The organism is Methanosarcina sp. DH1, assembly GCF_020804205.1.
GTDB lineage: Archaea > Halobacteriota > Methanosarcinia > Methanosarcinales > Methanosarcinaceae > Methanosarcina > Methanosarcina vacuolata.
This window is the reverse complement of sequence record NZ_WJBJ01000024.1, coordinates 37892-60876: the sequence shown is the minus strand read 5'-3', so window position 1 is coordinate 60876 and position 22985 is coordinate 37892. Positions and strand designations below refer to the sequence as shown.

22 protein-coding genes are annotated in these 22985 nt (G+C 39.2%); 16 read left to right on the top strand and 6 right to left on the bottom strand.

Features of this window, described 5'->3' with window-relative positions; all coding sequences use genetic code 11:
• The first annotated feature begins 64 nt into the window (after positions 1-64).
• From FXW07_RS13985 to FXW07_RS13975, 3 genes are all read left to right on the top strand, one after another.
• Positions 65-364 (top strand): Hsp20/alpha crystallin family protein, encoded by a 300-nt coding sequence (locus FXW07_RS13985; RefSeq protein ID WP_229395961.1) that lies wholly within the window; start codon positions 65-67, stop codon positions 362-364.
• A 44-nt stretch (positions 365-408) separates the two neighbouring features.
• On the top strand, positions 409-717 hold the full coding sequence (locus tag FXW07_RS13980; protein ID WP_048122956.1) for an Hsp20/alpha crystallin family protein: 309 nt from the start codon (positions 409-411) through the stop codon (positions 715-717).
• 132 nt (positions 718-849) lie between these two features.
• Positions 850-1059, top strand: coding sequence for a DUF1059 domain-containing protein (locus tag FXW07_RS13975; RefSeq protein WP_229395960.1), 210 nt, complete (start codon positions 850-852; stop codon positions 1057-1059).
• Between the two features lie 429 nt (positions 1060-1488).
• Here the strand turns inward: FXW07_RS13975 and FXW07_RS13970 are convergent, their stop codons facing one another.
• Entirely contained in the window at positions 1489-1725 is a 237-nt protein-coding gene (locus FXW07_RS13970) for a hypothetical protein (protein WP_229395959.1), read from the bottom strand.
• Positions 1726-2045: 320 nt separating this feature from the next.
• Here FXW07_RS13970 and glnA point away from each other — a divergent pair, with 320 nt between their 5' ends.
• The 6 genes from glnA (at position 2046) to FXW07_RS13940 (ending at position 9713) form a co-directional block, all read left to right on the top strand.
• On the top strand, positions 2046-3389 hold the full coding sequence (gene glnA / locus FXW07_RS13965; RefSeq protein WP_229395958.1) for a type I glutamate--ammonia ligase: 1344 nt from the start codon (positions 2046-2048) through the stop codon (positions 3387-3389).
• Positions 3390-4264: 875 nt separating this feature from the next.
• Entirely contained in the window at positions 4265-5317 is a 1053-nt protein-coding gene (locus FXW07_RS13960) for a glutamine amidotransferase family protein (protein WP_229395957.1), read from the top strand.
• Positions 5314-6825, top strand: a complete 1512-nt coding sequence (locus FXW07_RS13955; RefSeq protein WP_048122948.1) for a glutamate synthase-related protein — start codon at positions 5314-5316, stop codon at positions 6823-6825. Before FXW07_RS13960 ends, FXW07_RS13955 begins: the two co-directional genes overlap by 4 nt.
• Before the next feature lie 5 nt (positions 6826-6830).
• Complete coding sequence (locus tag FXW07_RS13950) at positions 6831-7574, top strand: hypothetical protein (protein ID WP_229395956.1); 744 nt, start codon at positions 6831-6833, stop codon at positions 7572-7574.
• A gap of 6 nt (positions 7575-7580) precedes the next feature.
• Positions 7581-8615 carry a Coenzyme F420 hydrogenase/dehydrogenase, beta subunit C-terminal domain gene (locus tag FXW07_RS13945; protein ID WP_048122944.1) on the top strand — a complete coding sequence of 345 codons (1035 nt, stop codon included), beginning with the start codon at positions 7581-7583 and terminating at the stop codon, positions 8613-8615.
• Positions 8616-9275: 660 nt separating this feature from the next.
• A complete protein-coding gene (locus FXW07_RS13940; protein ID WP_229395955.1) occupies positions 9276-9713 on the top strand; it encodes a hypothetical protein in 438 nt (145 codons plus the stop codon).
• 431 nt (positions 9714-10144) lie between these two features.
• On the opposite strand, the gene FXW07_RS13935 is transcribed toward FXW07_RS13940, so the two are convergent.
• Complete coding sequence (locus FXW07_RS13935; protein WP_048124284.1) at positions 10145-10822, bottom strand: hypothetical protein; 678 nt, start codon at positions 10820-10822, stop codon at positions 10145-10147.
• Between the two features lie 35 nt (positions 10823-10857).
• Positions 10858-12042, bottom strand: coding sequence for a C39 family peptidase (locus FXW07_RS13930; protein WP_229396013.1), 1185 nt, complete (start codon positions 12040-12042; stop codon positions 10858-10860).
• 406 nt (positions 12043-12448) lie between these two features.
• On the opposite strand from FXW07_RS13930, the gene FXW07_RS13925 reads away from it, so the two are divergent.
• The 3 genes from FXW07_RS13925 (at position 12449) to FXW07_RS13915 (ending at position 16156) form a co-directional block, all read left to right on the top strand.
• Positions 12449-14215, top strand: a complete 1767-nt coding sequence (locus FXW07_RS13925; protein ID WP_229395954.1) for a M28 family peptidase — start codon at positions 12449-12451, stop codon at positions 14213-14215.
• Between the two features lie 508 nt (positions 14216-14723).
• Positions 14724-15185 (top strand): hypothetical protein, encoded by a 462-nt coding sequence (locus FXW07_RS13920; protein WP_229395953.1) that lies wholly within the window; start codon positions 14724-14726, stop codon positions 15183-15185.
• 230 nt (positions 15186-15415) lie between these two features.
• Complete coding sequence (locus FXW07_RS13915; RefSeq protein WP_229395952.1) at positions 15416-16156, top strand: winged helix-turn-helix transcriptional regulator; 741 nt, start codon at positions 15416-15418, stop codon at positions 16154-16156.
• A 75-nt stretch (positions 16157-16231) separates the two neighbouring features.
• On the opposite strand, the gene FXW07_RS13910 is transcribed toward FXW07_RS13915, so the two are convergent.
• Positions 16232-17425, bottom strand: coding sequence for a Xaa-Pro peptidase family protein (locus tag FXW07_RS13910; protein WP_229395951.1), 1194 nt, complete (start codon positions 17423-17425; stop codon positions 16232-16234).
• Between the two features lie 493 nt (positions 17426-17918).
• Between FXW07_RS13910 and FXW07_RS13905 the strand changes: the two genes are divergently transcribed.
• From FXW07_RS13905 to hdrB, 4 genes are all read left to right on the top strand, one after another.
• Positions 17919-18458, top strand: coding sequence for a DUF2284 domain-containing protein (locus FXW07_RS13905; protein ID WP_229395950.1), 540 nt, complete (start codon positions 17919-17921; stop codon positions 18456-18458).
• 298 nt (positions 18459-18756) lie between these two features.
• Complete coding sequence (npdG, locus tag FXW07_RS13900; protein ID WP_048122928.1) at positions 18757-19464, top strand: NADPH-dependent F420 reductase; 708 nt, start codon at positions 18757-18759, stop codon at positions 19462-19464.
• Positions 19465-20034: 570 nt separating this feature from the next.
• The gene (gene hdrC, locus FXW07_RS13895; protein ID WP_048157863.1) at positions 20035-20520 is read left to right on the top strand and encodes a CoB--CoM heterodisulfide reductase subunit C; all 486 of its coding nucleotides are present in this window, start codon (positions 20035-20037) and stop codon (positions 20518-20520) included.
• An 11-nt stretch (positions 20521-20531) separates the two neighbouring features.
• Positions 20532-21434, top strand: coding sequence for a CoB--CoM heterodisulfide reductase subunit B (hdrB, locus tag FXW07_RS13890; RefSeq protein ID WP_048122924.1), 903 nt, complete (start codon positions 20532-20534; stop codon positions 21432-21434).
• A 292-nt stretch (positions 21435-21726) separates the two neighbouring features.
• Here hdrB and FXW07_RS13885 read toward each other — a convergent pair whose 3' ends face one another.
• Both FXW07_RS13885 and FXW07_RS13880 read right to left on the bottom strand, forming a co-directional pair.
• Positions 21727-22176, bottom strand: coding sequence for a DUF1284 domain-containing protein (locus tag FXW07_RS13885; RefSeq protein WP_048122922.1), 450 nt, complete (start codon positions 22174-22176; stop codon positions 21727-21729).
• Between the two features lie 64 nt (positions 22177-22240).
• The gene (locus tag FXW07_RS13880) at positions 22241-22774 is read right to left on the bottom strand and encodes a DUF1847 domain-containing protein (RefSeq protein ID WP_048122920.1); all 534 of its coding nucleotides are present in this window, start codon (positions 22772-22774) and stop codon (positions 22241-22243) included.
• Between the last annotated feature and the right edge of the window lie 211 nt (positions 22775-22985).

Below are 22985 nucleotides of genomic sequence, written 5' to 3'. Positions count from 1 at the left end.
TTTAGATTTATGGGGGATGATACATATAAATATGTTAATCGACGATATTATTTTGGGGGTAATAATGGTAGATATTTTGCGACTATCGCCGGTTATCAGCGCATATCCTGATGATGAATCTGAAAACCTGGAAATAGAAGTAATCCTTCCCGGAGTAGAAAAGAAAAATATTACTTTTAAAATTACCGAAGGCGGTTTTTATGTAAAAGCTACCAAAGAAGGAGTTGAATATGCAGACAGTTACGCAGTCTACTGTCCTGTAAGACCGGAAAAAGCGGTCGCTAATTATTCAAACGGTGTACTTAAAGTAAAGATACCTTATCAGCAGCCTTTTGAGAAAGCAGTGGACGTTAAAATCGAGTAAAGGAAGAGATTTGAGGGGGAACTTCTTCAGGGGGAGAGAATACTATGGAAGGTGTAATACCCAGAATATTGAAAACTCCAATACTAGCAATGTATCACGATGATAAACGTCAAAATCTTGTTTTGGAAGTTGAACTTCCCGATGTAGAAAGTGAGGACATCACAATTTTAATGCACGAAAACAGTTTTTACATAAAAGCGTTCAGTAAAACCGTAGAGTATTTGGGGTCTTTTTTTCTGGATGGGCCCGTAGATCCCGAAAAAGCAATTGCAGTCAACGATAAAGGAATGCTTACTATCACAGTTCCTTACAAAGAGGGTTTTACGTGTGCAAGGTATGTTCCGATTGAGTAAGGTAATGAAATAATAGATTATTGTAAATAATTCTAAAAAACTTAATTTTATATCCTATTAATCTTTATTATATTTTTATTTAAATTAACAAAGACCGTTTCTATTAAGATTTGTTTGCGTAGAGGAGATTTTATGAAAATAATAAAATGCGGCGATCTGGGGTTCAAATGTAACTTTATGGCTGCCGGCAACGAACTGGAAGAAGTTGAAAACACTATACTTGATCATATAGAAAAAGAGCATAAAGAAGAGCTTCAGAATATGTCCGAAGACGATATTCATCATTTGAAGCACCGAATATCGACCCTTTTGGGAAGAAGCTGTGGCTGTGGAGCTCTGTAATACTATATTAATAATATTTGAAAAATGAAAGTTTACTCTGGATTTCTAGGTATACTTTCTTTACAGCTTTTTTTGGTGATTAAGGATTTTATTCAAGGACTCCACTATAAAATCGTGGGTCCAGGGAGAATAAAATCGACCTTGACAAAAAACATTTTTGAATAGGCGAATTTTAAACCATCCTTTTTGAATAGGTGAGTTTTAAATAACCAATTTTTAATAAATAGTTGTAAATAAATCAGTTTTAAATAATACTTTTTTAATAAATATAACAAAGACCAGAAAACATTAAGGCCTAACTGAACTCCGAAAATAAGCATCCTTTTTTAACTTTCTGTTCTTGCAATCCTTTTTCCCAGAAAAGATAAAATGAGATTCCCATCAGTGCATAAAATGAGATTTCCATCAGTGCATAAAATGAGATTTCCATCAGTGCATAAAATGAGATTCCCATAAGTGTATAATGTATGACCCAGGCCGGAAAAATACTTGGGAAGAAGGGGTAAAAGTCGGCTTTTCCAGCAAAAGATACCACTTTTCAAGAGACGATGCTGTAAATCCCGAACCTATCGCCCCTGCAAACTGGCAGAGAAATACAGAGACAAGAGGCTTGAATAGATTAACTTTTTGAACCATCCCAATCCCGAAAATTGTTCTATATCCCAAGTGTTATCAATTCAGGATTAAAAAAGTTTTAAGTTTTTGTTGCTGCTTTTTACAGCATTTTTGCAAACACATGCCGTCGGAAGAAAGCTCAAATCGCACTAAGAAATTCACTCCTTTTATAATTAGCTTTAATGAGCTTTATATACATGAGATTAGAAATATATTCAACGAACTGGGGATGAACACACAAATATTTCCAAAAATAATTCAATTTACTATGTATCTAAACAGTTTCATGTTTTTTATAAGATTGGGTAACATATATATAATATCATCTAGGTAAAAGGATACCTAATGCCTAGTTAGGATGGGAAATCAAAATGGTGCAGATAAAGAAGTGTATGACCAAAGAAGATGTATTAGAGGCTGTAAAAGAAAGAGACGTAAAGTTTATCCGTACCCAGTTTACGGATACACTTGGCATCATCAAAAGCTGGGCAATCCCTGTTGAACAGTTAGAAGAAGCCTTCGAAAGCGGGGTAATGTTTGACGGGTCTTCGATCCAGGGTTTTACAAAGATTGAAGAATCTGACATGAAACTTGTGCTCGACCCGTCTACTTTCAGGATTCTTCCCTGGAGACCTACGACTGGCGCAGTAGCCAGGATCCTTGGAGACGTGTATCTTCCTAATGGTCAACCGTTTGAGGGAGACCCCAGATATGTTCTTAAGAGCGCAATTGAAGAAGCCAAGAAAATGGGGTACTCAATGAATGTCGGTCCTGAAATGGAATTCTTCCTCTTCAAACTTGACGCAAACGGAAATCCGACCACAGAACTTACGGATCATGGAGGATACTTCGATTTCTCTCCCCTTGACCGTGCACAGGATGTACGTAGAGATATTGATTATACTCTTGAACGTATGGGCTTCCAGATTGAAGCTTCTCATCACGAAGTCGCACCTTCTCAGCATGAGATTGACTTTAGGTTCGGTGACGTGCTGAGTACCGCAGACAATGTTATAACTTTCAAATATGTGGTAAAATCAATTGCATATCACAAAGGATATTATGCCACCTTTATGCCGAAACCTCTCTTTGGAGTAAATGGCTCAGGTATGCATACCAATCAATCTCTTTTCAAGGGAGACAAGAATGCATTCTATGATCCAGAGAGTGCAGACCAGCTTTCTCAAGAAGCAATGTACTATATTGGTGGCCTGCTGGAACATATTACGGAATTTGCAGCCGTTACAAATCCGGTTGTTAACTCCTATAAGAGAATTGTACCCGGATATGAGGCGCCGGTTTACCTCACCTGGTCTGCAAAGAACAGAAGTTCCCTTATCCGCATTCCTGCAACCCGTGGCAATGGGACTAGAGTTGAACTAAGATGCCCAGACCCGGCGTGTAATCCTTATCTTGCCTTTGCACTGATGCTCAGAGCTGGGCTTGACGGTATAAAGAACAAGATCGATCCCGGAGAGCCGACTAACGCGAACATTTTCCACCTTACTGAAAAAGAACGGAAGGAAAAGGGTATTCGCTCCCTGCCTGCAGACCTTAAAGGTGCAATTGATGAAATGAAAGGCAGCAAATTCGTAAAAGATGTACTTGGAGAACACGTTTTCAGTCACTATCTCTGTGCTAAAGAGATGGAATGGGATGAATACAAAGCAATTGTTCACCCCTGGGAACTTGATAAATATTTACATATGCTGTAAGCATATCAAAAATCCTAAAACCCATGTGGATACCGAAAAAATTTACTGTGACAAAATAGTGGCAGAATTAAATGTTTGTTTGAAAAGACACACTTCTTCCTGGAAGTGTGTTCCTATTTTATAAAAGAATTCCCTCAAACTAATAAAATATTTTTTCTTGAATTTTCTGGTCAGGGAATAAGAAGTTTTTTAATATTTTTTAAAACTAATGCCTATAATAAATATTGATATAAAAATGCTTCCCTTCTGAAAAACACTAATATTCAAGAGTACTACTTTTTAAAAAAATTAATTCCGGTGTACACTACAAGCAAACGTCATAGAAGCTCCTAAAGACAACAGTGTGGAGTCTATTAAATAGGGATATTCTATGCTAAAATGCAGAAGTCTCTAAAATAAAAGTGCAAACAAAATAAATAAAAGGTTAGACCGTTGTGCTTTGCAGCATTACCTCAAGAACTTTTAATTGGAAAAAAGAAACATATATATATTGTCAAATAGGTACTAAATTACTTACTTCCCTTAGTGGTGACCCTCTCGATGTATGAAAAGAAGTAGAACCATGTGTGGAAGCGTTGCTATATACTCACATTAATTAAATAATTTATATGAAACAAACTTAGTGTCGAATCAACCTCAAAATGTCGTATAAAATCGATTGCAATTATTTGGGATCACTGAATCCTTGATGATTGACTCGACGTTAGTTAAAGATCCATAAATTATATAAATTGATAAAAGTTACCCTAAAAATCCAGTTTTTCAGCTGGCAAGTTTTTTGAACTAATTCTCAAAAATGAGCCACGGAAATAATCCAGAAAATTATTAACGTATATGCATTACATTCATTCCTATCCATTTTTAGAGTGATCAAAATGTGTGGAATAATAGGCTTTATAGACCGAACAAAGTCCAGAATGGACGGGTCGAGCATAAAAGTCGCCCTCAGCCTCATGAACGAAAGAGGTAGTGGAGATGGGGCAGGCTATGCTGCATATGGAATTTATCCGGAGTATGCAGACTACTATGCTCTTCATGTTTTCTTTGACAATCTAGGTGAATCAAAAAAGAAGGTAGATGAGCTCCTCGAACAATGGGGAATAATTGTTCACCAGGAAGAAATCCCTACCACCCCGCAGCCGGGCATAAAGAAAGTACACACCCCATGGAGATACTTCTTTAAGCCCTCAGAAGACTTAATGGCAGGGAAAATGGCTTCTGAAAATGATGTTGTCACTTACATAGTCATGGAAGTAAATGCCAATGTAAAAGGAGCTACAATATTTTCCTCCGGGAAAAATATGGGAGTCTTCAAAGCTTCCGGCTGGCCCGAAGATGTGGCAAACTTTTACAGAATTGAAGATTACAAGGGATATATCTGGCTTGGCCACAACCGTTATCCCACAAACTCTCCAGGCTGGTGGGGAGGAGCTCATCCTTTCAACCTGCTCAACTGGTCAGTAGTACATAATGGAGAAATTACCTCATATGGCACAAACCAGCGCTATGTTGAAGGATACGGATACAAGTGTTCCCTATTTACTGATACCGAGGTTGTAGCCTATCTGTTTGACCTGCTTGGAAGGCAGCATGGGCTGTCGTATGAGATGGTTGTCAAGGCTCTTGCTCCACCTTTCTGGGATAATATAGATCGTATGCCTGCGAAAGAAGCAGAGTTAAACAAGGCAATTCGCCTTACCTACGGGTCTGCCCTCATGAATGGACCCTTTGCAATCGTAGTCGGGACAGAGAATGGTATTGTTGGTTTTACTGACAGAATTAAACTGCGACCTCTCGTAGTTGGTGAGAATGGAAACCGGCTTTACATCTCCAGCGAAGAATCAGCAATAAGAGCACTTGACCCCGAAGTTAAAAATGTATACACCCCCAGGGCAGGAGAACCAATAATAGGGAGGTTTATTGAATGACTCTCGGAAGTGTGCCCCCAAAATTCAAGGTCAGTATTGACCGTGACCAATGCATGGACTGTGGGCGCTGTATTGAAAACTGTTCCTATGGCGTGTACAGGAGAGAAGGCGACAAAATCCTGATCGAATCCAGGAAATGTACCGGCTGCCTTCGCTGTGTTGCCATGTGCCCAAGGGATGCAATCACGCTCACAGAGAAACCTATCGATTATCGCAGCCATCCCCTCTGGACCAGAGAGGTCAGAGAGGATATAATTAAGCAGGCTCGCAGTGGAAAGATTATCCTTTCAGGAATGGGAAATGCCAGGGATTTGCCAGTTGTCTATGACCGCCTTCTCCTTGATGCCTGCCAGGTTACAAACCCGAGCATTGACCCCTTGAGAGAACCAATGGAACTCAGGACTTACATTGGAAAGAAACCATCCAAACTCAAGTTTAGAAAGACTGAAAGTGGTGACGTAGAGCTCGAAACAAAGCTTGCTCCAAATCTTAAGCTCAACACCCCTATTATGATCGGCCACATGAGTTTCGGAGCTATCAGTCTCAACTCTCAACTCAGTATGGCAAAGGCAGTGACAGAACTTGGAACTTATATGGGAACAGGAGAGGGCGGGCTCCACGAAGCTCTATATCCTTACCAGGACCACATGGTTGTCCAGGTTGCATCAGGCCGTTTTGGTGTAAACATTGATTACCTTGAAAGAGGCGCTGCCATTGAGATCAAGATCGGTCAGGGAGCAAAACCGGGCATAGGTGGACATCTGCCTGGAGAGAAAGTAAGCGAAGAAGTCTCAAAGGCTCGCATGATCCCTGTTGGCAGTGATGCGATTAGTCCAGCACCTCATCATGATATTTACAGTATTGAAGACCTTGTTCAGCTCATTAGAAGTCTGAAAGAAGCGACTGAATGGAAGAAACCTGTCTTCGTTAAGATTGCAGCTGTTCATAACGTGGCTCCAATTGCTGCTGGTATTGCTCGCTCTTCTGCAGATGCGGTAGTGATTGATGGATTCCGTGGTGGGACTGGTGCAGCTCCCAAGGTCTTCAGGGACAATGTGGGGATTCCGATTGAAGTTGCAATTGCAAGCGTTGATCAGAAACTCAGAGAACAGGGCGTCAGAAACGAGATCTCAATTATTGCAAGTGGTGGGATAAGGACCAGTGCAGACCTTGCCAAATCAATTGCTCTCGGAGCAGATGCTGTTAATATCGGGACTGCTGCTCTCGTCGCTCTGGGCTGTAGGGTCTGCGGCAATTGTTATAGAAACCTTTGCCCCTGGGGTATTGCTACCCAGCGTCCAGATCTTGTGAGCAGGCTTGACCCTGAGGTCGGAGCAGTTCAGGTCTCAAATCTTATTAAGGGTTGGACTGACGAACTCAGTGAACTTATGGGTGCGGCGGGAATCAACAGTATAGAAAGCCTGCGTGGCAATAGAGACCGCTTGCGTGGGTATATGCTGGACGAAAAAATGCTTGAAATCCTTGATGTACTGCCAGCGGGGGCCTGATTGAAATGAAGACGGTAAAAATTGATGCCAAAGGTATGCATTACACCCCCTTAAACCAGAAAATCAGGGCTGCGATTGCGGATGGAGCAGAGGAAATCATAATCGACAACGTGCTCGGACAGCGCTTTATCGGTGACGGGCTTAGAGGCAATGTCCGCATCATAGTCAATGGAGTTCCCGGAGGAGATCTGGGAATATTCATGAGCGGGCCGACCTGTATTGTACATGGAAATGCCGAACATGCTCCGGGAAACACAATGGATAAAGGAATGCTTGTGATTCACGGAAGTGCAGGAGACGCAGTTGCCCACAGTATGCGGGGAGGAAAAGTCTTCATAAAGAATAATATTGGTTATAGGGGCGGCATCCACATGAAACAATACGAAGTGGATGCCAGACCTATACTTGTTGTAGGCGGCACAGCCCATTCCTTCCTCGGTGAATATATGGCAGGTGGAATGGTACTCGTGCTTGGTATTGGCAAGGATAAAGCCATGACAGATAGGGGTATCGGAAGCGGAATCCACGGTGGAGAAATTATTATCCGTGGGGACGTAGATGATTACCTGCTTGGAACAGGAGCCAAGAAATTCAAGTTTACCGAAAGTGATCTTGAACGCATTACCCCAATTATAAAGAGCTTCTGCGAGCAGTTTGGGTATGACGCCGCAGAGTTCCTGGACACCAACTACACAAAGATCGGACCTGTAAGCAGCCGTCCTTTCGCAAGCAAATATGTATGGGAGTGATCAGAAATGGCAGAACAGAAACCAATCAGCAAAAGTTACCTTGACCTCAAGTCAAAAGTCTGGGACGAAGGCCTTTGCTCAGGCTGCGGGGCCTGCATTGCAGTCTGCCCTGCTGATGCTCTATACTTCGAAATAGGCGGGGATTCCACACATCCGAAGAGCAATAACTACTGTAAAGCTGCTGTTGACGATGTTCCCTGTGGAGCCTGTTACGAGGTTTGTCCAAGACTCGAAGAACAGCCCTCAAGCCTGCTCGGAGACTACCTTGAAATTACTGCTGGAAAAGCCGAGTTTGATGTTCCAAAAAAGCAGAGTGGAGGAGCAGTAACAGCAATTCTTGCAAATGCCCTGGATACAGGCCTTGTAGATGCTGTAGTTACGGTTACGGAAGATCCCTGGACCCTCAAGCCTCATTCAATGGTAATAACTAAGAGTGAAGCCCTTGTCGGTCAGGCGGGAAGCCGTTACAACTGGTGGGTTCCTCTTGTTTATTCCCTTAAGGAAGCGGTTGTAAACAGGAAGTACAGGAACATTGCAGTCGTCGGAGTTCCCTGCGTAGTTCAAGCAGTTCGTAAAATGCTTGAAACCGACCACCAGCTTGTGGGCCCATACAAAAAGTCCATTCGTTTCGTATTAGGTCTTTTCTGCACGGAAAGTTTCGACTACGAAAAACTTATTGCAGGTAAGCTGAAAAGCGAGTACGCCCTCGAACCCATGAAGGTTTGCCGCATTGATGTCAAGGGCAAGCTCGAAATCACCCTCGATGACGGTACGCAGTATGTAATCCCACTTACCGAACTTGAGGATACTACTCGCCCAGGCTGCAGTATCTGTACGGACTTTACTGCTCTCAAGGCTGATATTTCAGCCGGCTCAGTTGGAAGCCCTGACGGTTACACCACTCTTATTGTCCGTACTCTTGTAGGACAGCACATTCTTGAAAGCGCAGTTGCTAACAAGAAACTGAGTGTTGGCGGGGAAGTAAACTTAGGGATCATTGAAAAGCTTGCAAAGAAGAAGCTTGCAAGAAAACCGGAATAAAAGCGAAATAATTACTTCAAAACATATTTGGATGGAGTTTGACTCCATCTCTTTTCTCTTTGGACTCGTAACGAATTAACCTAAGTAACACATTATTACTTGGAAGCAAAACCGATGGTACTGCTTATGAAAATGGAAAAGTACAGTGTAAAAATTGGCTTAGGTTATTTCGCGGTGAGTACTTTCTATTTTTCCAAAGGCAGAACCAAGAACGTTTTAAGCATACTAAAACAAAGTTTTCTGCCTCCGGGCAATGTGGAGTTAGAGAAAAATTGAGCTTCACCAAATACTATTTTTAATGTTCACTTTTTTATAAATCTACTCTTATAACTAGTTTATGACTAATTCGCACAACTGAAAGCATACCAAAATCTAAATTTGAGCCTTTGGATATTTATAAAGCTATTAATTCGATAGTTAGACGGTTTAGCCATAATATTTAAGTAAACTCTTTTGATACGTGTTAACAGGAGAGTTGAAATGTCAAGTAGGATACTTTTCATTCTATTGGCAACTTTACTTTTTCTATCTTCCTTTACAACAGCAACAGTTGAAAATATAAGTAAAAGACAAGCATCAAGCAACTATACCATAACACCGTCATTTGATACTGAAATTGAACTAGCTAAAAAAATATAGACACCCTGACGGCCTACAGTTTTGATTCCAACATACAACATAACAACACATCTATACCTTTTGATGTTTCTCAAACCAGGCTTGAAAACTCAACCGAACAATAATGGAAACAGAGACTCTGATAGTATAAATATTGTAAATGAGAAAAATCAAAATAGAAGTTTTGAGCCTCCAAGTCAGGAAGAAAAATACTGCGGTAATTATATAATTGGGTACCCAAAAAATTTTGTGGACTCAAATAGAACTCTTTATTTTTATCTGGATAATTTTGGGCCTCTGTATCCAGGGAATCTTTTGATTCTTACTCCAGGAAGTCATAACCTAAAAATATGGTCAGAAAATGAAAACGGAACTGTGTTTATGGAGAATGAAATTTCTGATTTTATAAAATATTCCATGGAACAAATTCAGGTAGATAACCCGATTGCTGATCATAAAAATTCTCTTATCTTCATCTAAGGTGTATTTGTAAGTTTGGTTTTTTTGCATTTTGTGGAAAGAGGATAAAAAGAGGTCTCTAAATTCGAAGGGCTTTAAATCCGAGAAAAATGAGGTCTGTATATCGTTTAAAAAACAAAAACTTTATTTATCTAACTTTTACGGTCATGTATTTTAATCATATCCATGAACTAGAACCCAGGTTGGAACCTAAATTCCTTTGGAGATGAAAAATGAGGACTTCCTGCTCAAAAGTTAAAAGCTTATTCCAATAATTAAAAAATGCGTCTTTTAATAAAAGAAAATTTTTATAAGTTTAAAACCCTGGCCTCCACTTTTGGCAATTAATCTATTAATTTCCGGTCTTCACGATATCACATTCCAAGAATATACCGCTAGCGTCACCATAAGGCAACGGTTCATCGAGTCTATTTTTAGAAATTCATCCTTTGTTAAAACCATGAAAATAAAATATTGTCCTTTTCTTTTTTATTCCCTGGCTTTAAGCTATCAACTTTCCCTTCTCCATTAGCCATATAATAAGACTCAGCAATTAATTTCTTTAGTTTTGGTGCTTCTTTAGTTAGATTCGTTGTGTTCCTGACTCCATAATAAACTATGAAATAATCATCTCTCCCTTTAAGGAAAGGTTTCTCGTACACTAGAAAGTATCCTGAAGTTTCTGGACTCTTATACCCTGTTGCATTAAAAGAGTGAGGACTATAAATGGGGCCCCAGACGTTTTCAGTTTCACGCCTTTCAATTACTTCTTGAAGTTCTTCACTAACATTCAGTTCCTGATAGAACACATTACCGTTTTCTTCCAGATAACGATAAAGTGTATCTTCTCCTTTTAAGAATTCAGATTCATCGTTAAAGTACCAAACATTTATTAATTCTTCTTGAGAGTAGTTTCCTGCATTACAGTAAGGGGAAATCTTTGGAAAAAGTGATGTGCAGCCCTGTTCATTCCCTTGCCAGGCTCCTGGAATATACCATCCTGGCATACCCTCTGAGGGAGGCAGTCCTGGGCCAATTGGAATAACGTCGAAAATAAGCCATACTCCAAGGAGAGCAATTATCAAAAACACTAAAAGGGCTATCTTTATATTCAGTTTCTTGTAAAACATTCGCCTGCCCCAATTAAAGAAAATATAATGGGTGATTAAGGTCTCACCCATGTTGCCATAGCTCCTGTCCAGCTCCCAAACGCTAAGTAGTGTACATTACTTGTATCCCATGTATCATGTAAGTATACGTAATCTTGATTTCCATCATAATATCCTATGCAGGTTACACTATGCTCGCCATATGGCTGAGTGTAACCATTACCTGTCCCACCATTTAGCATGCTGAGCACGAAAGGTTTATTCGCATTTACTTCGGCTTTTACCTCATTCCATGAAACATAGATACCATTGGACGCATCAAAGTTATTATATCCATGGTTATTGCAAACCTTCTCTATGCCGTCATCAATTTTATACGGCCAAGTTGCTCCACTTCCTGGCCAATCTGTACCCATCGCAGATGCTAATTCCCTTACTAGGTCATATCCCGTTACCAAGTAAGAATATCCATGGCTGGCCCAATACCCTAATACCATCCCAGACGCAGTTGGAGAACAACCGTAGTACCACTTATACTTAGGCACACCTCTGATCGATTTTGAACTGGAAGACGTAGAATAACTTGAGGGATCAATCATTTCTTTTTCGAGGGTAATCCATTGTGTGTTTGCGTCTTGCTTTCTTATTTCATGTTGATGTTGTAAATATGTACTGTTAAAATAGTGTTTTTTCTCATCTGGAACATTTACATTTGACTCATTAAAGTCTACTATAGTTGAAAATGGCAAGTCCACTATTACTTTTTCTTTGGCTTTACCTTTTTTATCGGTTAAGGTATACTCAGCGTAGTAAAATGTTGGGCCTAAATAAAGAGGTTTCATTTTTCCAATAGTCAATTCTTCTTTATTATTACTTTCTGACTTTATCTTGTTAGCACGTTCTTCTACCAGTAGTTTTGAGCGAGTTGTAAATTCTGGTATTTCATTAGGGATCTTGCCTTTTGAAAATTCCAGAACTGGACAGTTATCTTTCGTCGCTGAAATGAAAATAGATCCTATTTGTTTCTCATTTTCGATGACGTTAAACGAATAAGCAGACTTTTTGCCCTCAAGATCGTAATAAACCGTGGATAGTTTCACAGTTGCATTTTTCCATTCTGAGAAATTTACGATAGATTCGGAAATCTCTTTTATAGAATAAGACGCAACTTTCTCAGCTTGTTCCGCACTGACTACATTTGATGTGTCAGTTCCATTTGATGATTCTTCCTGTGCATTCACAGCAGGCAAAAAAGCTAAACCAGCGACAACGTTGCTAAAAATATTACACCTACTAAAATTTTTTTCATAATCATTTGTCTAACCTCTAGTTGTTTTCCTAGAAGGCAGAATCAAACAAGTATTAAATACCCTTAAAACTAATATTATTCCTGCCTCCGGGCAATGTGGAGTTCGAATAAACCTTCCAGAGAGAATTTGAGCTCCACCAAACATTAATTTTAATGTTCATATTTTTCTAGGAATTTACTTTTATAATTAATTTGTGACCAAATCGTCCAATTGAATATGTAATTAAATCTAAACTTAGATTGTTTTGCGATTTACAAAGCTATTAATTCGATAGTTGGACGGTTTAGCCATAAAAGTTAAGTAAACTCTTTTGATACGTGTTAACAGGAGAGTTGAAATGTCAAGCAGGATGCTTATTATTATATTGACAACTTTGCTTTTTCTATCTTCCACCACAGCAGCAACAACTGAGAATATAGACAAAAGAGAAATATCAAGTAACTATATCGCAACACCATCGTTTGATATTGAAAGTGGACTATCTAAAAAGAATGTAGACGCTCTGGCAGCCTACAGTTTTGATTCCAATATACAATATAACAACACATCTATACCTTTTGATGTTTCTCAAACCAGACTTGAAAAGTCAACTCGAATTATATCTTCTTTTGGAGAACGAAAAATTGGAAGTAAAAACGCTGCTGAAGCTTCCCTATTTATAAAAGATGAAATGGAAAAAGCAGGCCTGCAGGTTTCTCTGGACAATTTTTCCGCGAGAGTACGTACACGGGACTTTAATTACTGGAATGTAAGCGGCACAGACGTAGTGGGGATTAAAGAGGGAAAAGCTCTTAAAGACGAGATTATTCTCATAACCGCGCATTACGATTCAAGAATAATTGTACCTCCAGAATCAGGTTTGAAGGATATTTTTGATTCTGAGATAAGAAAGCCCTATCTCTGGCCAGTCTGGTCCGACACCTATGTTTGTGAATCGGCCAACGGAACCGGAGCGGATGATAATGCAGGAGGGGTGGCTTGCATGCTTGAACTTGAAAGGGTCTTACAGAATGAGTCATTTGACAGAACAATATATTTCATTGCCTTTTCCGGGGAAGAATACAATCTTCTTGGCAGCCAGGCATGGGTTGAAGCCCATCCTGAGTTGAAAAATAATATCGTTGCAGTTATTAATGTGGATTCTATAGGAAATGAGCCTCTCTACGTAGACTACCTTCCCCAGCATACCTGGCTTAAAACTATTTTTGAAAACGAAGCAAAAAACTCAGGAATCAGAATTCAGTCCTTAGTTCCGGATTATTCAAACTTTATTCATCCTTTAATCGGAGGAGATCATGAAATCTTCTGGGAAAACGATATCCCTGCAGTAGCCATTTGCCATCACAACGACCGAAACTTCCATAAGTTAAGTGATACAGTTGACAATATCGATTTTTCGGTTGTCAGGAATGCAAGTGTTCTGACTGCCAAAAGTCTCATCTATCTGGCTAGTCCTGACGAGAATCAGGCTCCATTTGTTAATATTTCCAATTCCAAGGCCTCTGGAGCCTCATTTGAACTCTTCTATAATGTATCTGACCCAGAGGCTACTATTGACATATTCTTTGACAACCAGAGCATGGGAAATCTCCAATCAGGCAGGAATTTTTCACTTCCTGAAGGAAAACATACTATCAAAGTTCTTGCAACCGACCTTTATGGAAACAGAGGCTCTGATAGCATAAACACTGTAAATGAGGAAAAGCAAAACAGAAGTTTTGAGACTCCAGGTCAGGAAGAAAAATACTGTGGTAATTATATAATTGGGTACTCAAAAAATTTTGTGGACTCAAACAGGACTCTTTATTTTTATCTGGATGATTTTGGGCCTCTGTATCCAGGGAATCTTTTAATTCTTACTCCAGGAAGTCATAACCTAAAAATATGGTCAGAAAATGAAAGTAAAGTCCTAGATATGAAGAATGAAACCTTTGAATTTACCAAGTATTCTATAGAAAACATTGACATAGAGAACTCGGTTGCTGATCGTAAAAATCCTCTTATCTTCATCTCAGGTGTATTTGTAAGTTTGACTGTTATTGCGTTTTATGGGAAGCGGATAAAAAGAAAATTATTGAATCTAAAAGATTCTAAAGATGAATAAAAATAAAGGCGAGATCAGGTTAAAACGGAGCCTATCCTGAAATTCAAAATTTGATTTTTGAATTTTTGATTTTTGAATTTCGTATCTGGTACAGTCAGTTGAAGACCTAATCACTAAAATGATCCTGAAAACTCATGGTTATTTAGAATAAAATAGGTTTTGGGATAGGCTCATCATTTATTTCACTCCTGTTCATTTTTCAGGAGGCAGGATCAAAAAAGCCTTAAATATTCGTAAAACTATCCTATCCTTGCCTCCGGGCAAAGGTGGGGTTCAAATAGACTTTCCAGAGAGAATTTGAACTCTACTAAACATCTTTTTAATGTTCATTCTTTTCTAGAAACTTACTTTTATAACTAATTTGTGACCAAATCATCCAACTGAGCGAATATTCATATCTAAATTTAAGTTTTTTTATAGATTTATAAAGTTATTGGCTAGATCGTTGGATTATCTATCCATAAAATTTAAGTAAACTCTTTTGATACGTGTTATCAGGAGGTTGAACATGTCAAGAAAGATATTATTTATTACATTGATAACCCTACTTTTTTTATCTGTTACTACAGCGACGGCATCTGAAAATGTGGAAAACGCGGAAACTTCAAGCAGCTATATCGTAGCACCTTCAAGTAATACTGAATTTGGACTCATTGACACAGATGCAGGTATTTTGACAGTTTATGATACCATCCGCCAGGGAGAGACAAATCTACATGGGAAATATGTAGGTACTGGTCTTACTCTTCTTGTTGTTGATCTTAATTGGGGCGATTCGACGGATTCTCTTCGGCTTAAGATATACACTCCTAGCGGCTCAGTGCTAGGTCCTTACTATGACAGCGCTGATGGCGCAGTTAACGGGAGAATTCGCCTGAATATTCAAAACTCAAACGGAATTGAATCAGGAACCTGGAAGTATGAAGTATATGGATACAGGGTGACCGGAACAGAAGGTTACACAATTTGATTACAAACCATGCGTCTTCGGTTAGGTGATGAATCATAGCAAATTGCGCCAATGTCTTCAACATTTCTCAAATATTTTAATAACTTATGGGATGGAATAGGGTGTCGATTTCATGTAAACAGGCCAAAATTTAAGGCCATTTAGTGCAAAATCGATGGCTTTTTGGCAAGAAAATTCCTTAACCGATGACCAATGGATTATAAACAAATTAATCAAATTATGGACCAACTATGTTGAAGAAGAGCTTATTTTTTATTCTTTTCCTGAGTATCTTTTTCCTGGGTATCCTGGGTATAACCAGTGCGGATACCGGAGGATATACAGTTGGTCCCTGCCCACCCGAAGAAGAGCTCGACAAATTGGGCAATGCTGTTGATATGAGCGGTGCTGATGTGACGTACTCATTCTGGGAATTTCCTTTGTCATTCAAAATCGCTTACATAATCGGATATTTGGCTGCTTTTGTTTCTCTTTTTAAACTGGTTCCCATAATTATTGGTCAGGTAAGGAGCCTGAGTAAAAATGTTATTCAAAAGAGAATTATTAATTATGTGCTGATGAAGCCAGGGTGTACGCCGTCTGAAATTTCAAGAAACCTGAAAATTAGTCTGGGATCTATAAGGTATCAGATCAGAACACTCAAATCCGAAGAGGAGCTGACTTTTAAGAAGGAAGGAAAGTTCACAAGAGTCTTTCAAAAGTCCAATGTTTTCACAAACAACGATAAAACAATAATCTCACATCTTAAAGGCAGTACAAGAAAACAAATACTCCTTAATATTCTGGAAAATCCTGAGATTACAAATCAGGAAATTTCAGAAAAGCTGAATTTAGACAAAAGCACTACTCACTGGCATATAAAAAAATTAAGGGAAGATGAGATCATTTCCTCCGAAGTAGAAGGCAAGTTTACAAAATATATTGTAAACCCGGATGTGGAGTCGGAGTTGTTGAAATGGCTCAAAATATAATCTTCGAACAGCTTCATCTTAATGTCAGTTTTCTATGAATCGATTAAACTTTGGGTTTATACAGTTTTTCAGTAATCAAAACACAGGAATCAATCCCGGGTTGTTACCGGTAATGCATTCTCCACCTATAGAAGTCACTATAAAGGTGTTTTCAATTCCGACCATTCCAATGTTTTCGATTCCTTTTTTAGGTTCGAGGGCAAATACCATTCCTTCCTGAAGGGGTTCGTCAAAGCCTTCTGCAATTACAGGCGTTTCGTCAATTAGTAACCCAACTCCATGCCCGAGGAACTTTACTTTACGGTTACCAAAACCCATGAAGTTTTGAAGGAATTCTGAGTCTAACTTATCCATTATGGTATTGTATATTTCTGAAGGTCTAGCGCCTGGTTTTAACATTGAAGCAGCCTCGTTCTGTATCTCCACGCATTTATTATGGGCATCGATTGCATATTGTGGAAGCGAAGAACCAAACATGTATGTTGTTGTTTTATCCGTGTTATAACCTTCAATTCCACATCCGATATCAATGAATACCAGATCTCCTTTTTTCAGCTTTCTATCACGGCTTCCTATAAGGGGAACCGCAGGGCTCATCCCGTAATTTCCGCCAGGCCCATTAAAGTAAGAAGGATAAATCGAGCTCTCACCAAAACACACATTTCCCAGGAACATCTCGGTATCAAACATCCCAAAGCGGCATAATCCATGATGGCCTTCTTCGACCATAACTGAAAATAGTTCAGTTGATAGGTCTACTTCACTCATTCCGTCATGCAGCATTTCGGGCACAAGGTCTTCCAGCACATGTTGATGAATCCTGCCAGCTTCTCTTGTTAGCGAGAGTTCATATTCGCTTTTTACTGCTCTGACAGCGCAAATTTGAGAGTCAGCAGATTTGACATTCTTAAAAGGGAAGTATTTTTGAAATCTCTGGTACAAAGCTAGAGGAACAACTTCGGTTTCAAGGTATACTGTGTTCGGAAGCCCACTTACACTTTTTGTAGCATCACGAAAACTGTTCATAGGTTCTATATCTGGAAATAAAGATTCATCCAGGGCTCTTTCGTAGCTGCGGCGTACCCAGAAAGTTGCTTCTCCGTGCTTAGGGATAATCAGCATTCCATCTTGCATCGTACCTGTAAAATAATATAGATTTATCTTGCTGAAGATAACAGCTATCTCCCATTGAGGATTTGAGATATCCATTCGTTTTCTAAAATTTCTCATCCGGTTTTTCAATTCGGTTAAAGGTACTTTTTTAATCATGTAGATTCCTTTACTAATTATCTGTTATCAATTAAGAGATGTCACTTAGTAGTGAATATGGTAAGAATTTATGAGCAGATATAGATAGTAAATATATGTAATAATTTTTGTTTTTCATAACAAAACTATATTTCTCTCAGTAGTTTTTTAAAAAATATCTCTCTTGCAGTGATTTCTTAAAAGATAAAAAGTAACTTTAGGGCTAGTTAACTTTAGAGCTAGTTTAGAGTTAGTTTAGGGCTAGTTAACTTTAGAGCTAGTTTAGAGTTAGTTTAGGGTTAGTTAACTTTAGAGCTAGTTTAGAGTTAGTTTAGGGTTAGTTTAGAGTTAGTTTAGGGCTAGTTAACTTTAGAGCTAGTTAACTTTAGAGCTAGTTTAGGGCTAGTAAGAGCTTAATTCGTTTTTCCCATAAATAAAAAAATAATTGGAAAGAATACAAATTAAGAAGAAATAAGAATTAAAAACAATAGGGTTTTTTTGAAAGGAGGCTGTCATGTTAGGAAAATTCGACGATCTTGTTGAAAAGGCTTCAGAGTTGGGGCTCAAGGCTTACCTTGTGGATGCAGAAGACATTCCGGTTGAAAACAGGATTGCTCTAAAATGCGCTTATGGTTGCAGAGGTTATGGAAAGAGACTGAGCTGTCCACCTAATGTTATATCGGTTGAAGAGTTTAGAAAAATCATAGGAGAATACAATAGTGCGCTTCTACTTGTCGATGAACGCGATACTTCACAGGTGTCGGATATCCTTGAGGCCTGGGGAGAAATTCGTAAGGACTCCTTCCATAAAATGTTAGAGCTTGAACATGAAGCTTTCAGGGAAGGCTTTACTTTTGCGCATCTTCTGAGGCCCGGTTCCTGCAACGAGTGTGATATCTGTAATCTTAAGGAATGTATAAAGCCAGAGTTGAGGCGGTTTGCACCTGAAGCTGTAGGAATAAACCTCCAGAAGGCAATGGAAAAAGCAGGACTTGTACTTGAGTTCTGCAAACCTGAGAAAACTATATGTGTTGGAGTTTTACTGCTTGAATAAAAATTCAAGCAAAATATAAGCGATGTATATTCCTAAATCTTTGCAATGTCTGTTCAGAGTGTGTTTAGAGTGTTGAATAATTAAAAGAAATACTAAATGAGAAAAGCGAAATTAATAAAAGAGTTTAGTTTTATAGTCTTAGATAAATATTCAGATTAATGAAAGTAATTATAGAAATTTGGAGTCGCTATCCATAATATATTTAATTAGCGATCTTAGTTTAATTAACAAAGATATAAGGTACATTACTTTCCGATATATTTTATGGATAATATAGCAAACTGGAGGTTTTTTCAAATTGAGTTCTGAAAAGTTAAAAATAGCTGTCTTAGGAGGAACTGGCAATATAGGAGAAGGTATGGTGCTCAGACTGGCCCTTCAAAACCTTATGGCTGAAGGCGTAAAGAATGAAGTAATTATCGGGTCCAGATCCAAGGAAACTGCCAATGAAGCCGCAAAAGAAGCCATTTCCGAACTTGAAAACTGCGGGTTTGATACGTCTAAGATAACTATCACAGGAAACAGTAACCATGAAGCTGCGCAGGCAGCCGAAGTAATAATTCTTACTATTCGGTTTGGCCACGTTTTGCCTTTGCTGCATGAGATTCGTGAGGCGCTTGAAGACAAGATTCTTATTACTCCTGTAGTCCCGATGGTAAAGGAAGGAGATCTTTTTGTATATAAGCCTCCAGAGGAAGGTTCAGCCGCTCTTGCGATTCAGAAAAATGTCCCAGCTTCTACAAAAGTTGTTGCAGCTTTCCACAACATTCCGGCAGGAAAATTGAGAGATATTGTTAAGTGCAAAGCTGTACACCATGCACTGGTGTGTAGCGATGATGTCGAAGCAAAGAAGATGGTCATTAATCTTACAGAGCATATGGGATGCATGAAACCCCTGGATGGAGGCCCTCTCAAACAGGCAAGTATCATGGAATCGCTTACACCACTGCTGATCAATCTTGCAAAACTCAACGGACTTAGAGATCTTGGAATAAACTTTTCATGATGAAACCTAAAAGCACTAAAGATCTGCAGGAAAAGACTGGAAACGGAGATATTTTGAGTCTGGAAAAACGAATATTTTTTCGGAAACTTATTTTTATGTAATACTAAATATAATACATCTAAAGGCACAGGTTTTAAGGAATATCTAAAACAAGAACCTCTGCCTGAAGGTATTAAAACAAAATCAGTAACAGACAATTGGTAAAAAACTCATTAATGAATGGTCAGCAAAAACTAACTCATTAATGGATAATCAATAAAAAGAGATTCGAAAATTCGTAATTGTCAGCCTTGAGCCAAATTCTTCACTCCTGTTATTGAACCCGAACAAATTTAGTTTATGTTAAATATTATGAGATTAATAATTAACATGAGAAAAATCTGTAAGATATGGACTTATCAGTGAAGAATCTGGAAAAGGACTTATTACAAAGAGCTTGTCAGGAAAAACCTGTTTATCGTAAAGCTCTATAACTCAATTTCAGTTGCGGAATTTTCTCTTTATCTAATTATTTTGCTTACTTTTCTTTTCTTAAAAAGATGAACCGACTAAATCAGACAGTGAACCTGTATGAGTGAAGAATTGCCAAAAGTGTTAAAGGATGCAGGGCTTGACTTACTTTCCTGCATGCAGTGTGGCATATGCACAGGGAGTTGTCCTTCTGGACGGCATACCGGGCTTAATACACGAAGAATTCTTCGGGACGCACGCAAGAATAGAGTATCAGTCCTCTCCGATGACGCCCTCTGGCTCTGTACTACCTGTTATACCTGCCAGGAGCGCTGCCCGCGCGAGATACCAATTACTGATGCTCTCCTTGAGCTCCGGAGACTTGCAGTAAAGGAAGGTTTCATGCTTCCAGAGCACAGGAAGGTCTCGGAAATGGTCATGGAATTCGGGCATTCAGTCCCTCTGGATGAAGAAACAAAGCAAAAGAGGGAAGAACTGGGTCTTGATCCAATACCTGAGACCGTCCAGAAGTATCCTGAAGCCCTTCAAGAGGTAAGGAATCTTCTCAAAGCATGCAAATTTGACGAGCTAACGGCTGAAAAATAAGGAGGCAGAATATGGAAAAACTATCGCTATTTCTTGGATGCATCGTACCCAACCGTTATCCCGGGATTGAAAAAGCAACTAAGCTCTGCCTGCAAAAGCTTGATATAGACGTATCCGATCTGCCAGGAGCCTCCTGCTGTCCTGCTCCAGGAGTCTTCAAGTCCTTTGATAAAGCAACCTGGCTTGCCCTTGCCAGCCGGAATATAGTTCTTTCTGAAAAGATGGGTCGAGATGTACTTACGGTCTGCAATGGCTGCTACGGCTCCCTGGCAGATGCTAATCTGGAACTGAAAAAAGATCCGGAATTAAAGGCGTGCACGAATAATTGCCTTAAAGAAATCGGTATGGAATTCAGAGGCACTGCCGAGGTCAGGCATATAATCGAATATCTATATAAAGAATTTGGGCCTGAGAAACTCAAGGAGTATGTCACAACCCAGCTTGACATTAAAGTGGCACTACACTACGGATGCCACCTTATCAAGCCTTCAAGGGACAGAAATCTCGGAGAAACGGAGGCTCCGGTTTTCTTTGACGAACTCGTTGAAGCCACGGGTGCAAAAAGTGTAGACTATACCGACAAGATGATGTGCTGTGGAGCCGGAGGGGGAGTCCGCTCAGGACATAATACCGAATCCCTTGAGATGCTTGAGCACAAGCTCGCCTGTATTCGGCAAGCAGGAGTTGACTGTATTGTTAATGCATGTCCTTTTTGCCACCTGCAATTTGATAGGGGACAGCTCGCAGTCAATGAAAAATTCGGAACGGATTACTCGATCCCTGTCCTTCACTATTCTCAGCTACTGGGTATTGCTCTTGGTTTTTCTCCATCTGATTTGGGAATAGAACAGAATGCGGTTCAGAATGTCGAGTTTCTTGCAAAAATCTATGAGATCAGTGCAGGTTTAAAATAACAGTCCGGAAAAAATATTCAAGAAACAAGTTTCAATTAAATATTGAAAGAATAAAATCTAAAATAGGAATATAAAACAGAAATATAAAACAGAAATATAAAACAGAACACTTTCATTTTTTTAGTCCGTGGTTCATAGAAAAACCTTCTATTCTAGCTTGTAACTACGTAAAGCTGAAACGAGCGAAGGAGCGAGACTCAGTACGGACGGGCCAGCCGGATTAAAGCCTTTGGAGATGCCGGTGATCATCTCTGAATTAAGGAAGCCGCTAAGTCTTTAGCCTGGTGGCAGTTCACCTTTCTTCCTGCATGTACCAGAGACATTTCTGTCTCCATTTGCAGGGGCCGCAGACTTCATTAATTTCTGATGCATTAGTCAACTGTGAATTGATTAAACTGAAGGCTTTATCTGCCTCCATAATTGTTCCTTCTTTTATCTTTAATTTCTCCATAACAGCAAGATCCATACTCTTTATCCTGCCAGAGATAGTTGATTCTTGCGCAGTGCATTCCTTTTTGCCTGGACAGGACGCACAGATCACATCACATTCAGATACCAGTTCCAGAGGTCTTGAAGGAAAAGCCTTAATATCTGAAATTACGGCCTTTAAATTTGCCACAAAAATTGGGCTGTACCCATAGCCCTGAAAACCTTGGATGCAGCAAAGGTGATGAGCTCTGATCTTCAGGCATTTAGACCCGGTTTTAAAACCCTGTCCAGATGTTTTCGATTTTTTGAGCATATTTTTCTCCAGGGCATTAACTCACAAAACCAAAGCACTAATTCTAAAAATTAACTTTGAAAATTCATTCTATAATATCAATTTCTGAATCCGCCAACTGAGGTAATTCCTCAACAGGAAGTGTTATCGCAGGAGCCTCAGAGTATTTTGCAAAGAGAATATCATAGCCTGTTTTAAGCCCCAGCATAATATTGAGATTCGTAAGGTCATCGTTCAGGAGCATTGCCTGACCTATAGGATTACAGACTGCTTCATACTCAATATCCTTGAATTTTTTAATTTCCAGGCTGGCTTTTTCGAAGCTACATACTTTACAGCAAACTGAAAACACTTCAAAATATCTTGAAAGAATGTCATAAACCAGTCTGGCTTCTCGCTCATATTCAACACAGAAAGCAATTCCTATTTTTGTGTACCCAAGACTTTTTGCATAAATAGCTATCTCTTCAAGTTTTGTCCTTTTCATGCCATCGGATTCAAGCCAGGCAGAAATCTGAATTGCTTTAAGATCATTGCCTGTATACTCAAGCCCAGATTTAATGACTGAACAATTTTTGCCTTTTACGCATTCCTTAATCCGGCATAACGCGCACTGCACATTTTTTTCTCCCGGGAATTTTTAACATGGATAGGAAATTATAGTCACAGATAAGCTGTGAAGGTATAAATATTTCTACGAGGGATATCGAAATACAAGATAGAGTTCCAGGTGAAAAGAGGAAATTAAGGAAAAATCATAGTAAAATTATAAAATAAGACACCCTGTTTAATGATGAAGTTCTTACTCTCATTTAATCTTCACAGACATT